Raw genomic sequence first — 15,214 nt, forward strand, 5'->3', positions numbered from 1 at the left:
CCCCGGATTCCCTGAAATATTGCTCCCAAGGCAATTCGGCATGGCAAGCCTCAACAAAGACACCGTTTCCTCGACGCTGCACGCGCTGCGCGACGTCGCGCGCGCGCGCGCCGGACCCGGCGCATCGGCCTCGGCGTGCTGATCTTCCTCGTTCTGTTCGGACTGCTCGGGTTCTTCGCCGCGCCGCCGCTGATCCGCCACATCGCGGAACAGCAGCTGAGCCGGCAGCTCGACCGTCCCGCGACGATCCAGCGCATCGCGCTCAATCCGTATACGCTGAACCTCGAAGCCGACGGCATCCATCTCGGCGAGCGCGGCGGCCAGGGCGATTTCATCGACATCGGCAAGCTCGTCGTGCGCCCGTCGTGGACGTCGCTGTTTCGCGGCGCGCCGATCGTCAACGAAATCCGCGTCGATGCGCCGCGCTTTCACGTCGTGCGCTACGACGCGCAGCGCTTCAACTTCACCGACCTGATCGAGAAGCTCTCGACGCCGTCGAAACCGGAAAGCAAGCCGACGCACTTCTCGGTGTCGAACATCCAGATCAACGACGGCCGGATCGACTTCGACGACCGCCTGCTCAATGAAAAGCACGTCGTCGACAACTGGACGCTCGGCATTCCGTACATCGCGACGCTGCCGTCGAAGACCGACATCTTCGTCCAGCCGAAGCTGCGCCTGCGGCTCGACGGCAGCCCGATCGCGATCGAAGGCCGGACCAAGCCGTTCGCGCAGTCGCGCGAATCGGAGATCGCGCTGAAGTTCGACAAGCTCGATGTGCCGCAGCTGATCTCGTACGTGCCGGCGAAGCTGCCGGTCGCGGTGACGAGCGGCCTGCTCAGCAGCAACCTCAAGCTCAATTTCGTGATGAGCGGCGCGACGCCGGCGCTGCGCGTGTCGGGCACCGTGGACCTGAACGACGCGAAGGTGACGAGCGCGGCGTCCGAGCCGCTGTTCGCCGCGCGCGGCGTGCACGTCGCGGCGGCCGGCCTCGAGCCGCTGCGCAACGCGCTGCATTTCGACGAGATCCGCGTCGACCAGCCGGTCGTCGATCTCGCGCGCGACCGGCAGGGCGTGCTGAACGTCGAGAAGCTGGCCGCGCACCCCGCGGCGGCACCCAACGCAAAGGCGCCGTCGGCCGCGCCGGCCGCGTCGGGCGTGGCCGTGCCGGCAGCGGCGAGCGCGGCGCAGGCTGCATCGGGCGCCGCAGCGCCGGTCGAAACCAAGGCGCCGCCGCTCGACCTGACGATTCGCCACTTCGCGATCGACGGCGGCACGATCAACCTCGACGACCGCGTGCCCGCGACGCCGACCACGCTGTCGCTCACGAAACTGGCGGCGACGCTCGACGGCTTCACGCTGCAAGGCAACACGCCGGCGAAGTACACGCTGTCGACATCGCTCGCGCGCGGCGGCGACGTGAAGGCCGAAGGCGCGTTCAGCGTCGCGGCGAAGCAGGCCGACGCGAAGCTGACGGTCGATGCGCTCGCGCTGCCCGCGCTGCAGCCGTACCTCGGCGAAGCGACGCGCGCGCGCGTGCTCGACGGCACGCTCGGCGCGACGCTCAACGCGAAGGCCGACTGGGGCAAGACGCCGCTCGACGCGCAGGTCGCCGACAGCGAGGTGAGCCTGAAATCGCTGAAGCTCGCGACGCCGGACGCGAAGGCGCCGGCCATCGTGCTGCCCGACGCGAGCGCGAAGATCGCGAAGGTCGATCTCGCGACGCGCACCGCGCAGATCGCGAGCGTCGACGCGAGCGGGCTCGCGCTCGACGTGACGCGCCTGAAGGACGGCACGATCGATCTCGCGGCGCTGGCGAGCGCCGAGCAGAAGGCGCTGCCCGCGCGCACGGTCGCGCGCAAGGCGCAGGCCGCCGCGCCGTCGTGGCATTACCGGATCGACGCGCTGAACGTGAAGGATGCGGCGGCGAACTACACGGACCTGTCGACGCAGCGCCCGGTGAAGCTCGCGATCAAGCCGCTGGCGTTGTCCGTCCAGAAGATCAGCGACGACCTGACGAAGCCGCTGCCGGTCGAACTGAAGGCGACCCTGAACCGCAAGGGCTCGCTGAACGTGTCGGGCGACGTCACCGCGCAGCCGCTCAAGCTCGGCCTGAAGATCGACGGCAACCGCCTCGACGCGGCCGCGTTCGAGCCGTATTTCGGCAGCGCGCTGAACGCGACCGTCGCGAGCGCGCTGCTCAATGCGAACGGCAACCTGGCGTTCGCGCAGGCGAACGGAGCGACACGCGCGTCCTATCGCGGCGACGCGGCGCTCGTCGACGTGCGGATGCTCGACAAGGCGACGTCCGACCCGTTCGCGGGCTGGCGCTCGCTCGCGCTGTCGAACCTGAAGGCGACCTACGACGAGAAGGGCACCGACGTCGACGCGGCGCGCGTGACGTTCTCGAACTTCTACGGCCGCGTGCTGCTCGACGCGCAAGGGCGGCTGAACCTGAAGGACATCGTCGCGAAGGAATCCGGCCCCGCGCAGTCGCTGACGCGCGACACGAGCAAGGGCGAGCCGGCGCCGGCCGCCGCGTCGGCCGTGGCCGCGGTCGCGGTCGCGCAGCAGGCGTCCGCGCCAGCCGCCGCGTCGGCGTCGACGGTCGTCAAGGCCGCGCCACCGCCGCAGAACCCGGTGCGGCTGCATTTCGGCGAGTTCGTGCTGCAGAACGGCCGCGTGAACTACACCGACAACTTCATCAAGCCGAACTACACGGCGAACCTCGTCGCGATCAAGGGCACGATCGGCGCGTTCGGCACGGATTCGACGACGTCCGCGCCGGTCGACGTCGCCGCGAACCTCGCGGGCAACGGGCCGATCACGATCAAGGGCACGGTCAATCCGCTGATCGCGAAGCCGGCGCTCGACCTCACCGCGACCGCGCACGACATCGAGCTGACCAACCTGACGCCGTATTCGGCGAAGTACGCGGGCTACCCGATCACGAAGGGCAAGCTCAACGTCGACCTGCATTACCAGCTCGCGAACGACCAGCTGTCGGCGAACAACCACATCTTCATCGACCAGCTGACGTTCGGCGACCACGTCGAGAACGACACGGCGACCAAGCTGCCGGTGAAGCTCGCGATCTCGCTGTTGAAGAATTCGCGCGGCGAGATCGACGTGAGCCTGCCGGTGTCGGGCTCGCTGTCGAATCCGGAGTTCAGCGTCGGCGGGCTGATCTGGCGCGCGGTGCTGAACCTGATCGCGAAGGCGGTCACGTCGCCGTTCACGCTGCTCGCGCACGCGTTCGGCGGCGGCGGCGAGGAGCTCGGCTACGTCGAGTTCGCGCCGGGCTCGGACGAGCTCGCCGACGCGCAGCAGAAGAAGCTCGACACGGTCGTGAAGATGCTGAACGAGAAGGCGTCGATTCGTCTCGACCTGATCGGCCGCGTCGATCCGGACAAGGACACGCCGGGGCTGCGCGAAACCTACGTCGACCGGCTCGTGCGCCAGCAGAAGCTGAAGGACGTCGTCGGGCAGGGCGAGAGCATCGATCCGCGCTCGGTGAAGGTCGAGCCGGCCGAGTACCACACGTATCTGACGCGTGCGTACAAGGCCGCCGACTTCAAGAAGCCGCGCAACCTGGTCGGCCTGCAGAAGACGCTGCCGGACGACGACATGAGGAAGGCGCTGGCCGAGCACGCGCCGGTCGACGAAGGCAGCCTGCGCACGCTCGCGCAGGCGCGCGCGCAGTCGGTGCGTCAGTACCTCGAAGGGAAGATCGATTCGAGCCGGATGTTCATCGTCGCGCCGAAGCTCGATGCGAAGGGCATCGACGACAAGGGCGCGACGACGCGCGTCGACTTCGGTTTGAAGTGATCCTTGCCGTTCCTCCGCTGCCGCGTCCGTCTGTTCGGGCGCGGCGGCGGAACGTTCAGCGCGCGACTTCGGGTTCGCGCTTGTCCAGCTCCTTCCTCGCCGCCAGCGGCAGGCGCGGATCGTCCCATTGCGTCAGCCACTGCACTTCCTTCGCCGTGAATACCTGTCCGTAGTTGCGCAGCGCGTACTGCAACGCGTCGACGACGTGATGGCGAATGATTTCAGGGGTGCGTGCATCGTCCAGCACGAACCGGAGGGCTTCCAGGGTCGACATTCTCGTGCTCCGGGTCAGGGAAAACCCTTTATCGCATGACAATAGTCGGGCGCCAAGGCGGAAAAAAAGTTCTTGGCGCCAAACGACGGCCTCCAGGCTGCAGCGGCCCGACCCATGTCGAGACGCCGCTTTCGTCACTCACGCAGCGAAGTCGGTCGATGTCGATAGTGCCTTCCACGTTTCCGTTTCCTGCGCCACGTAAGCGTTCTTCGCAGCGATGGCAGCCAGTGTGTCCGTGCCAAGCGGAAGGCGCAACGGTGGGTTCGGCGCGTCGACAAGCGCGATCATCGCAGCCGCCAGCTTCGCCGGGTCGCCAGGCTGGTTGCGATTCAATTGCACGGCCTTGCGGCGAACCGCACCCGAGGTTTCGTCGTAATCGTCGATCACGTCCGGCGCAACGACCAGCGAGGACGCATCCAGAAAGTCCGTCCGAAAATACCCCGGCTCGACAACTGTCGCGTGAACGCCCAGTGGCTTCAACTCGGCATGCAACGCTTCCGTAATGCCTTCGACGGCGAACTTCGTCGACGAGTACACGCCAAATCCCGCCGCTGCCCGATAACCGCCAATCGATGAAATATTGATCACGTGGCCCGAGCGGTTCGCGCGCATCGTCGGCAACACGGCACGCGTGACGTTCAGCAAGCCGAATACGTTCGTGTCGTACATGCGGCGGACGTCCTTGTCGGCGGATTCTTCCACCGCACCCAGCAGACCGAAGCCGGCGTTGTTGACCAGCACGTCGACGCGGCCGAATTTTTCGACCGCCGCCTGCACCGCCGCCTTGGCTTGGGCCTCGTCGGTCACGTCCAGCTCGACCGGCAGCAACGCAACCGAGTCGCCAAGACGCTCGACGATGGCCGGGACGCGACGGCCGGCGGCCACGACCGCGTTGCCGTCCGCGAGCGCCGCTTCGGCAATCAATGCGCCGATACCGCGCGACGCGCCGGTGATGAACCATACGCGCTTGAAACCACCTTGCTGGACGTTTGCCATGATGTCTCTCCTACGTGTGTGATGAGGTGATGCCATGGTAGGCACGACGATTGACACAAACTAGCCGCCCAATACTGGGGTGATAATCAACTTTTATTTGCGAATCCGGGGCCCTGGGAATGAACGAAATTCGTGCGATCACCACTTTCGTACGCGCCGCGACGCTCGGAAGCCTGCGGAGCGCGGCGGTCGATCAAGGCGTCTCGCCGCAGGCCGCGAGCCATGCGGTGATGCAATTGGAGAAGGCGCTGGGCGTGCGGCTCTTTCATCGGACCACCCGCAAGCTGAGCCTGACGGAGGAAGGCCAACGGCTTCTCGACAGCGTGAAGCCGGCGCTCGCTATTCTGTCGTCCGCGCTCGACGAGGCCCGGCGCGCGAAGGAAGACGTGGGCGGTATCCTGCGCGTGAGCGCACCGCGCGCACTCGGGCTCCCGGTCCTGTGGCCGTACTTCGAGGAATTCCAGATGCGCTATCAGAACGTGCAGCTCGAAGTGCAATTCGACGATCAGTTCACGGATCTCGTGGCCGACCGCTCCGATGTGGGATTTCGCGGTGGACCGCCGCCATCGGGCGGCTCGATCGCGCGCCGACTGGTGCCGATTCAGCTGATCGTGTGCGCGTCGCCGGAATATATCGAGCGCAACGGCGCACCGAGGACCATCGACGAACTGGCTCGACATCGCTGCACCGGGTACCGGCGCGCAAACACGGGCAAGCTCGCGCAGTGGCAGTTCCGTATCGACGACGAGATCGTTTATCGCGACGTGCCCGCCGCCATCTGCGTGAACGACACGGAAATGGAAACGCAGGCGGTGCTATCGGGCCTCGGCATCGGGCAACTGGGCAGCTTCAACGCAACGACTCACATCAGAAGCGGCCGACTCGTTCCGCTACTGACGCGGCACGTCACCGAATACGGGATGATCTACATCTACTACAAGCATCGAACCGAACAGTCGCTGCGCGTGAAGACGTTCATCGATTTCATGGTTGAGCGCATGGACGGCAACCGAAATTTTTTCCTCGATCCGTCCGAGCTTCGCGCCGGGCAGCAGCCGTAGCCGAACGCGGACGGTCCGCACCGCGTTTATCCGGTAATCGTCGAAGAATCAACAGAAGCGGTTGCAAGCCGCACGGCGGGCGTTCATGCGCCGCATGCACCTGCATGGTGCGGCTGCATGCGGAATCGGCGATGCTCGCAGCCATCGCAACACGCCCCCCTGCTGTCATTTGCGATTGGTTACGTTTGACAGAAAACAGAAAGCCTCGCTTCACGGAGCCGTCCCACGGCTCGGCGATATTGACGCGCCTGTTTCGCAGGCCATGCAGTCCAACGTCAATCGATGAGGTGGGGTGATGATTTCGTTCCTCGGTAAGCAGCGGAAGGTGGCGGTGATGGTGGCGGGCGCGCTGGCGCTCGCGAGCGCGGGCGCCAGCGCGCAGGGCGACAACGAACGGCATGAGCACGGCCGCCGCGTGGCGAAGCACGTGCTGCTGCTCAGCATCGACGGCCTGCACGAGCAGGATCTCGCGCGCTGCATCGGCGCGAACACGTGCCCGAACGTGGCGGCGCTCGCGCAAAGCGGCGTGACGTACACGAATGCGCACACGCCGGGCCTGTCGGATTCGTTCCCGGGCCTCGCGGCGCTCGTGACGGGCGGCTCGCCGAAGACGGCCGGCCTGTTCTACGACGTGTCGTACGACCGCAACCTGTACGCGCCGACCGACACGACCTGTTCGGGCAAGCAGGGCTGGAACGTCGTGTTCGACGAAACGACGGGCATCGACGCGATGAACGGCGGCCCGCTCGTGCACCTCGACGGCGGCGGCGCGTTCAACCCGCAGGCGATTCCGAACGCGCTCGTCGGCGGCAAGTGCGTGCCGGTCTATCCGCACAACTACGTGAAGACGAACACCGTGTTCGAGGCCGTGAAGTCGGCGATCCCGAATGCGCGCACCGCATGGGCCGACAAGCATGCATGGGGCTACGACTGGCTGAACGGGCCGTCGGGCAAGGGCGTCGACGATCTCGCGCGCACCGAGATCAACTCGATCGACCCGGTGACGAAGACCGCCTACACCGACGTCTATTCGCACACCGCGCAGTTCGACAACCTGCACGTGCAGGCGCTGATCAACCAGATCGACGGCCTGGACTCGACCGGCAAGACGGCCGCGCCGGTGCCGACGCTGTTCGGCACGAATTTCCAGACGCTGAGCGTCGCGCAGAAGGCGCCGGTGACGAAGGGCGGCGGCTACCTGGACGCGAACTTCACGCCGAACGGGCAAGTCGCGAACGCGATCACGTATGTCGACAACTCGATCGGCCGGATCGTCGCCGAGCTGAAGCAGCGCAACCTGTACGACACGACGGCCGTGATCGTGACGGCGAAGCACGGCCAGTCGCCGACCGATCACACGAAGCTCGTGAAGAACGGCGACACGCTGACGAAGCTGCTCGAAACGAACAACTATCTCGATCCGAACGGCAACTTCGGCCAGAACAACACGACGACGGGCAACCTGAACGACGGCACGGGCCTCGTCGGCACGGGCTTCGTGCAGACCGACGACGTCGGCCTGATCTGGCTGCGCGACCGCAGCCAGCGCACCGCCGTCGTCCAGACGCTGAAGGCGAACCTCGGCTGCAACGCGCCGGGGATCTGCGCGGACGGCCCGCAGGCGTACATCCTGTACGGCGCCGCGCTCGCCGAGCAGTTCGGCGATCCGGCCAACGGCCGCACGCCGGACATCGTCGTGCAGCCGAACCCGGGCGTGATCTACACGTCGAGCACGAAGAAGGACGAGGAGCACGGCGGCAATGCGCCGGACGACAACCACCTCGGCCTGCTCGTGTCGTATCCGGGCCTGCATCGCGCGCGCACGGTCAGCGACTACGTCGGCACCAAGCAGGTCGCGCCGACGATCCTCGGGCTGCTCGGCGTCGAGCCGGAGCGGCTGCACGCGGTCGTCGCCGAGCACACGCACGTGCTGCCGGGGCTGGGCATCGAGCACTGACCGGGTGAATCGCCTGCCGCCCGCGCGCGGCAGGCGCACTGCGCGGCACCGCGCTGCTTTTCGAGAGCGATGGCCGGCGCCGCGGTTACTTCGCGACCAGCACAGGCGGCATCGTCGCCGCGCAGTCGCGCATGCGCGCGCCGCTTGTCTGGGCTTCCGGATCCTTGTCGGCAGCCTCGCTTCACCCGCTCGCGCATTCGTCCAGCATCCATTCCCTGAAGCGCCGCAACGCTTCGCTCGTCTCCAGGCGCTCCGGCGCGTAGCACAGGTAGTGCCCCTGCGCGTCGACGTCGACCGGCGCATCGAACGGCTCGACGAGCGTGCCGGCCGCGAGGTTGTCGAGGATCAGGAAGCGCGGCACGAGGGCGATCCCGAGCCCCGCCTGCGCCGCCTGGATCAGCACCGAATACTGTTCGAAGCGCGGCCCCGCGAGCGCGTTCATCTGCGTCGCGCGATGACGCTCCGCCCATGCAGACCACGCGATCTCGGCCTGCTCGTGCACGAGACGCGGCGCGGCCGCGGCGTCGGCGGGCGCGCGCAGCGCATGCCGGTCCGCGAATTCGCGCGTGCACACCGGCGCGAAGGTCCGGCCGTCCAGGTAATCGCTTCGCACGCCTTCCCATGCGCCGTCGCCGTAGCGGATCGCCGCGTCGAGCCCGAACGGAAACATGTCGCCGTGCGCGAGATGGCGGCGAAAGCTCAGCGTGACGCTCGGCGCGCTGGCGAGAAAGCGCGCGAGCCGCGGCACGAGCCACTTGGTCGTAAAGGTCGGCACGCTCGCGATCGTCAGCAGGTCGCTGTTCTCGCGTGCGCTCAGCAGTTCGATCGATGCGTTGCCGATCTCGCGCAGCGGCCCGACGACGCGTGCGTGGTACACCTGCCCGGCGCGCGTCAGCGCGAGATTGCGTCCCTCGCGCACGAACAGCTTCACGCCGAACAGCGCTTCGAGATTCGCGATCTGCCGGCTCACCGCGCTGGGCGTCAGGCCGAGTTCCCGCGCCGCGTACGAGAAATTCAGGTACTTCGCAGAACTGGCGAACGCATGCAGTTCCGCCACGTTCGGATACAGGTGCTTCATCGCCGACTATTCCTTGCACGCACAGATCGATGCGGGCTTTGTACGTTTTTTTCATGACGATGCCATGTCGAAACCGCACACTGCGCCTGTCTCGATCAAGCGTGCAGGCCCCGTCCGGCGGGCGCTGCGCGACGTTTTTCCTCATCGGCAGCGAGCGTACCCATGCATCCGTCTACCGCCCCGGCACTGGCCGATGGTGTTCCGATTCGTCGTAACAATGCCGTGCGCCCGATCGCGTGGCGCTTCGTGCTGCAGGCGCTCGTCGCGGTGTTCGGGGTCTACCTGCTGCTGCCGATCGCGCTGCTGCTGATCGGCTCCGTCGGCCAGTCGTGGACGAACACGCTGCTGCCCAGCGGCTTCACCGGGCACTGGTTCGCCGATCTGGCCGCGAACGGGAGCTTCACCCGCGCGTTCGGCGTGAGCCTGATGGTCGCGCTGGCATGCTGCGCGCTCAACGCCGTGGTCGGCCTGCCGCTCGCGTATGCGCTGCATCACCGTGCGCAGGCCGGGCGCGGCGTCGCGACGCGCATCGTGATGCTGATGCCGGTCGGCGTGCCGGCGCTGACGCTCGGCTTCGGCTACATCGCGATCTTCAGCGGCGACACGCTGCCGTGGATGGGCACGCTGCCGCTGATGATCGCGGCCCACGCGGTGCTGACGCTGCCGTACCTGCTGCAGACCCTGCTCAGCGATCTGCGCCATCTCGGCCTCGAGCGTCTCGAAGCGTGCGCGGCGACGCTCGGCGCGACGCCGCTGCGCCAGTTCTTCACGATCGTGCTGCCGAACCTGCGGCACAGCCTGTTTTCCGGGCTCGTGATGGTGGCCGCGCTGTCGATCGGCGAATTCCAGGTGTCGAACCTGATCGCGGGCTTCCGCTATCGCAACTACCCGATCGTGCTGCTGCAGGCGTTCTACGGCGCGTCGGGGATGGCGTGCGCGGCCACCGTCGTGCTGCTCGTCCTCGCCGTGCTGGCGACGCTCGTGTCCGTCAGCACCGTGCAACGTCTGAAGTGAGTCCGTCATGAGTCTCGATTTCGAACACGTCAGTTTCCAGTATCCCGGCGCGCGTCACGGCGTCGACGACGTCACGCTGTCCGCTACGCAAGGCGAGCTGCTCGCCGTGATGGGGCGCAGCGGTTCCGGCAAATCCACGCTGCTGCGGCTCGCCGCCGGCCTGCTCGACGGCTGGCGCGGCCGCATCGCGATCGGCGGCGACGACGTGGCGGGCGTGCCCGTGTGGCAGCGCGAGGTGGGCATGGTGTTCCAGCATTACGCGCTGTTTCCGAACCTGTCGGTCGTCGACAACGTCGCGTACGGCCTGCGCATGCGCGGCGTCGCGGCCGACGCCCGGCGCCGGCGCGCGCTGGAGATGCTCGAGCGGGTCGGCCTGTCGGCGCATGCGGATCGCGGCATCGCGATGCTGTCCGGCGGGCAGCAGCAGCGCGTCGCGCTGGCCCGGGCGCTCGTGATCGAACCGAAGCTGCTGCTGCTCGACGAGCCGCTCGCGGCGCTCGACGCCGGCATCCGCCATCAGCTGCGCGACGAGATTCGCGCGCTGCAGCGCGCGTGCGGCGCGACGACGCTACTCGTCACGCACGACCAGGACGAGGCGCTGAGCATGGCCGACCGCGTCGCGATCGTCGACGGCGGCCGCATGCTGCAGGCCGGCACGCCGCGCGACCTGTACGAGCGTCCGGCCAGCGCGCAGGTTGCCCGCTTCGTCGGCCATTCGACGGTGCTGCGCGGCCGCGTGCTCGCGCAGGGCGCGGTCGACGTGCGCTTCACGACGCTGTGCGCCGAGACGGGCGCGCACCGGCCGGGCGACACGGTCGACGTGCTGGTGCGGCCCGAGCACGTGCAGCCCGATCCGCCCGCGTACGCGGTGAACCGCATCGACGGCCGGATCGGCGAGGTGCGCTACTTCGGCGCGACGCAGCGTTTCGACTTCGTGCCGGCGGGCGGAACCGACGCGTTGCTGTGCGAAGGGCGCGAACTGCCTGCGCGCTGCATCGCGATCGAGCCGCGCCATCTGCTCGTGCTGCCTGCCGCGTAAGCATGCGGGCGACCCCATTCATTCAACGGAGATTCACGATGTCTGCACGCCGCTTCTTCCTCCAAGCGATGCGCCGCCGCCTGCTGGCGCTCTGCGCGCTCGCGACGCTCGCGCCGCTGGGCGCCCACGCCGCGCCGCTCTATCCAGGCGAAGACGCGCTGTACGAGAAGGCCGCCGACGAAGGGCTCGTCGTGTCGTTCGACACGGGACCGGAATGGGCGAACTGGAAGGCGCTGTTCGCCGAATTCCGCAAGCGCTATCCGAAGGTCGAGATCACGTACAACGATATCGGCTCGGCGGCCACCGTCGTCGCGCTCGACAAGTCGCGTCGCCGCCCGCAGGCCGACACCGCATACTACTTTGCCGCGTCGGCGCTCGATGCGGCGGGCAAGGACGTGGTCGCGCCGTTCAAGCCGCTCAACTTCGACAAGCTGCCGGCGGTGTTCCGCGCGGCCGACGCCCGCTGGTTCGCGGTGCACTCGCTGAACATCGCGTTCCTCGTCAACAAGAAGCTCGTGAAGAGCGTACCGCAGCGCTGGTCCGACCTGCTGAAGCCCGAGTACCGCAACGCGGTCGTCTATCTCGATCCGCGCTCGACCGGGCAGGGGCAGGTCGCGGTGTTCGCGGCCGCGTACGCGAACGGCGGCAGCGTCGAGAACCCGAAGCCGGGCGCGGAATTCTTCGGCAAGCTGAAGAACGCGGGCAACGTGCTGCGCGTCGAGGGCACGACGCCCTACGCGAAGTTCGTGAAAGGCGAGATCCCGATCCTGATCGGCTACGAGAACGACGGGCTCAAGGCGAAATACGCGGACGGGATGGGCGACGCGGCCGAAGTCGTGATTCCGCAGGACGGCAGCGTGTCGGCGCCGTACGCGATGAGCCTCGTGAAGAACGGCCCGAACCCGGCCGCCGCGCAGCTATGGCTCAACCTCGTGATGAGCGACGTCGGGCAGGCGCTGTTCGCGCAAGGCTACGTGCGTCCGGCGGTGCCCGGCACGCCGGTGGCGCCGGACGTCGCGGCGAAGCTGCCGAATGCGCCGCAGGTGCGCCCGCTCGACGTCGCGAAGGCGGCGGCGCGCAAGGCCGAGGTCGACCAGTTGTGGTCGCAGGCGACGCTCGGCAAGTAAGGAGCGCGAGATGCAGGCCACTTTACCGGAACGCGGCGCGTTGCGCCGCTTCGGCGCGGCGCCGGCCGCGGGGTTGCTCGCGGTGTTCTTCGTGCTGCCGCTCGCGGCGCTCGTCGGCGCGGCCTTCACGGACGGCGGCCGCGCGTTCGCCGCGGTGCTGCGCGATCCGCTCGTCGCCGATGCGGTCGCGCGCTCGCTGGCGCTGGCGGTCGGCGCCGGCACGCTGTCGGTCGGGGTCGGCGTGCCGGTCGCTTTCGCGCTGGCGGGGCAGTCGCCCGCCCGCCGCCACTGGTCGCTCGCGCTGCTCGGCGTGCCGCTCGCGTTCTCCGGGCTGGTGATCGCGTACGGCTTCATCCTCGCGTTCGGCCGCGCCGGCTTCGTCACCGCGCTGCTGGCCTCGCTGGGGGCCGACCAGAACGTGATCGGCGGCGCGATCTACACGATGCCGGGGCTCGCCGTTGCCTACGCGTATTACCTGATCCCGCGCGTCGCGCTGATGATCTATCCGGCGCTCGCGAATCTCGACCGGCGGCCGCTCGAAGCGGCGCTGACGCTCGGCGCGCGACCGTGGCGCGCGTGGCTCGACGTCGCGTGGCGCGAGCTGTGGCCGTCGGTCGCGTCCGCGTGGTGCCTCGTGACGGCGATCGCGCTCGGCACCTACGGCACGGCGCTCGCGCTGGCCGGCACGCAAATCAACATCCTGCCGCTGCTGATGTACCTGAAGCTGTCGGACGGGCAAACCGATTTCTCGCAGGCGGCCGTGCTGTCGATCGTGCTGACGGCGCTCTGCACCTGCGTTCTTGCACTGGGGGAAGGCCTTGTTCGGCAACGGCGTCATTGAATGTGAATGGTCGGAGGACGCGCGCGACGCGCTCGCGCGGCTCGCGCAGCGGCAGCGCGGCGCGCGCCGGCACCGGATGCCGGTCGGCGTGATCGGGCCGCGCGATGCGACCGACATGCAAATGCGCATCGCCGAGCAGATCGCATACGGCATCGCGGCGGCGGGCGTCGCGCTCGTCGGCGGCGGCAAGCAGGGCGTGATGGAGGCCGCCGCGCGCGGCGCGCATGCGGCCGGCGGGTGCGCGATCGGGCTGTTGCCCGAGGACGATGCGCAGGAGGCGAACCCGTACCTGAGCGTCGCGCTGCCGACCGGCCTCGGCATCACGCGCAATGCGCTGATCGCGCGCGCATCGCTGTGCCTGGTCGCGGTGGGCGGCGGCCTCGGCACGCTGTCCGAGATCGCGCTCGGCCTGCAATGGGGCAAGCCGGTGTTCACGATTTGCGACGCGCCGCAGGTGGCGGGCGTCGAGTGCTTCGACGAAGCGGACCTGCTCGTCGCGCGTGTCGCGCGGTGGCTGTCCGATTCGGCGTAGGTCGGCATCTCGCTCGGGGGATGCATCGTTTCAGGTCGCATCGAATCAATAGACAGGAATCCTCTACATGAAGAAGATCACTTTGGCGCTCTGCGTCGCCGGCTGCCTTGGCACCGCGGCGCATGCGCAAGGCACCGTCACGCTCTACGGGATCGTCGACGCGGGGCTGGGGTACGCGAGCAACCAGCGCGTCGCGACGAGCAAGGGTTCGCTGGGCTCGCCGGTCGCGTATCGCGGCGCATCGAGCTACAGCTTCGCGAGCGGTACGTGGTCCGGCAGCCGCTGGGGGCTGAAAGGCAAGGAAGACCTCGGCGACGGGCTCGCCGCGGTGTTCCAGCTCGAGAGCGGCTTCAACATCGGCAACGGGCAGCTCGGCCAGGGCGGTCGCATGTTCGGCAGGCAGTCGTGGATGGGGTTGTCGAGCACGCGCTTCGGCACGTTGACGATGGGCCGCCAGTACGATCCGATCGTCGACTTCGTCGGCTCGATCGGGCCCGGCTCGTTCCTGACCGGGATGGGCGCGCATCCGGGCGATCTCGACAACATCGACAACCAGTCGCGCGAGAACAACTCGGTCAAGTACGTCAGCCCGAAGTTCGGCGGCTTCACGTTCGGCGCGCTGTACGGCTTCGGCAACCAGGCCGGCAGCGTGAAGAACCAGAACACGTGGAGCGTCGGCGGCCAGTACGTGAACGGGCCGTTCGCGATCGGCGCCGCGTACCTGTACGCGACGAACGCATTCGGCGCGAACGGCGGCGCATGGACCGGCTCGTATGACGGCACGTTCGCGTCGTCGATCAACGAGGGCTTCGCGTCGTCGAAGAGCATGCAGATCGTTGCGGCCGCATCGACATACCAGATCGGCGCGGTGACGATGGGCCTGTCGTACAGCAACACGCAGTACCGGGCGGGCGCGTTCTCGACGTTCTCCGGCACCGCGACCTACAACTCGGTCGGCGGCACCGTGTCGTGGCAGGCGTCGCCCGCGCTGCGCGTCGCGGCGGGCTACGACTTCACGCGCGGCAGCTCGGTCGGCGGCGAAGCCGCGCCGAAGTATCACCAGTTGAACCTCGCGTCGTATTACTACCTGTCGAAGCGCACCGCGCTGTACGGCCTCGTCGGCTACCAGAAGGCGAGCGGCAAGACGCTCGACGCATTCGGCAACGTCGTCAACGCGACGGCGTCGGTCGGCGACGTCGGCAACGGCATCTCGTCCGCCGGCGATACGCAGACGCTCGTGCGGGTGGGCGTGCGGCATACGTTCTGAGCGCGGCGCGGTAATTTCTCCAGCGATTTCGATACGGCTCTCGCGCGATGCGAGGGCCGTTTTTTTCTGATCGCGCATGACCCTTCGACAACGCCCCAAGTCGTCTCCCGTCGAGCGGGCCATTTCTTGACGCGGTCATTCCCCGCGTCGTCCTTTTTCGGTAGATTTCTATATAGATCATGCGAACAAAGCGGCATGAC

General features: G+C 67.8%; 11 protein-coding genes and 1 pseudogene. 9 read left to right on the plus strand and 3 right to left on the minus strand.

Annotated features, from left to right (window positions below; all coding sequences use genetic code 11):
• The first annotated feature begins 40 nt into the window (after positions 1 to 40).
• Positions 41 to 3,828: pseudogene (locus KY49_RS11700) on the plus strand (DUF748 domain-containing protein).
• Positions 3,829 to 3,883: 55 nt separating this feature from the next.
• Here the strand turns inward: KY49_RS11700 and KY49_RS11705 are convergent.
• A complete protein-coding gene (locus tag KY49_RS11705) occupies positions 3,884 to 4,102 on the minus strand; it encodes a hypothetical protein (protein ID WP_042584830.1) in 219 nt (72 codons plus the stop codon).
• 138 nt (positions 4,103 to 4,240) lie between these two features.
• Positions 4,241 to 5,098, minus strand: coding sequence for an oxidoreductase (locus KY49_RS11710; protein ID WP_042584831.1), 858 nt, complete (start codon positions 5,096 to 5,098; stop codon positions 4,241 to 4,243).
• 119 nt (positions 5,099 to 5,217) lie between these two features.
• Here KY49_RS11710 and KY49_RS11715 point away from each other — a divergent pair, with 119 nt between their 5' ends.
• Both KY49_RS11715 and KY49_RS11720 read left to right on the plus strand, forming a co-directional pair.
• The gene (locus KY49_RS11715; protein ID WP_042584832.1) at positions 5,218 to 6,159 is read left to right on the plus strand and encodes a LysR family transcriptional regulator; all 942 of its coding nucleotides are present in this window, start codon (positions 5,218 to 5,220) and stop codon (positions 6,157 to 6,159) included.
• Positions 6,160 to 6,454: 295 nt separating this feature from the next.
• Positions 6,455 to 8,116 carry an alkaline phosphatase family protein gene (locus KY49_RS11720; protein ID WP_042584833.1) on the plus strand — a complete coding sequence of 554 codons (1,662 nt, stop codon included), beginning with the start codon at positions 6,455 to 6,457 and terminating at the stop codon, positions 8,114 to 8,116.
• A 181-nt stretch (positions 8,117 to 8,297) separates the two neighbouring features.
• Here the strand turns inward: KY49_RS11720 and KY49_RS11725 are convergent, their stop codons facing one another.
• Entirely contained in the window at positions 8,298 to 9,194 is an 897-nt protein-coding gene (locus tag KY49_RS11725) for a LysR substrate-binding domain-containing protein (RefSeq protein ID WP_042584834.1), read from the minus strand.
• 162 nt (positions 9,195 to 9,356) lie between these two features.
• Here KY49_RS11725 and KY49_RS11730 point away from each other — a divergent pair, with 162 nt between their 5' ends.
• The 6 genes from KY49_RS11730 (at position 9,357) to KY49_RS11755 (ending at position 15,014) form a co-directional block, all read left to right on the plus strand.
• The gene (locus KY49_RS11730; RefSeq protein WP_042584835.1) at positions 9,357 to 10,208 is read left to right on the plus strand and encodes an ABC transporter permease; all 852 of its coding nucleotides are present in this window, start codon (positions 9,357 to 9,359) and stop codon (positions 10,206 to 10,208) included.
• Positions 10,209 to 10,215: 7 nt separating this feature from the next.
• Positions 10,216 to 11,247 carry an ABC transporter ATP-binding protein gene (locus KY49_RS11735; RefSeq protein WP_042584836.1) on the plus strand — a complete coding sequence of 344 codons (1,032 nt, stop codon included), beginning with the start codon at positions 10,216 to 10,218 and terminating at the stop codon, positions 11,245 to 11,247.
• Positions 11,248 to 11,285: 38 nt separating this feature from the next.
• Positions 11,286 to 12,374: an extracellular solute-binding protein gene (locus KY49_RS11740; protein ID WP_042584837.1), complete on the plus strand. Its 1,089-nt coding sequence runs from the start codon at positions 11,286 to 11,288 to the stop codon at positions 12,372 to 12,374.
• Between the two features lie 10 nt (positions 12,375 to 12,384).
• Complete coding sequence (locus KY49_RS11745) at positions 12,385 to 13,215, plus strand: ABC transporter permease (protein WP_042584838.1); 831 nt, start codon at positions 12,385 to 12,387, stop codon at positions 13,213 to 13,215.
• On the plus strand, positions 13,193 to 13,747 hold the full coding sequence (locus tag KY49_RS11750) for a TIGR00725 family protein (protein ID WP_042584839.1): 555 nt from the start codon (positions 13,193 to 13,195) through the stop codon (positions 13,745 to 13,747). The genes KY49_RS11745 and KY49_RS11750 overlap by 23 nt, the downstream gene beginning before the upstream one ends.
• A 67-nt stretch (positions 13,748 to 13,814) precedes the next feature.
• Positions 13,815 to 15,014, plus strand: a complete 1,200-nt coding sequence (locus KY49_RS11755) for a porin (RefSeq protein WP_042584840.1) — start codon at positions 13,815 to 13,817, stop codon at positions 15,012 to 15,014.
• Positions 15,015 to 15,214 lie beyond the last annotated feature (200 nt).

Source organism: Burkholderia sp. MSHR3999, assembly GCF_000833595.1.
GTDB lineage: Bacteria > Pseudomonadota > Gammaproteobacteria > Burkholderiales > Burkholderiaceae > Burkholderia > Burkholderia ubonensis.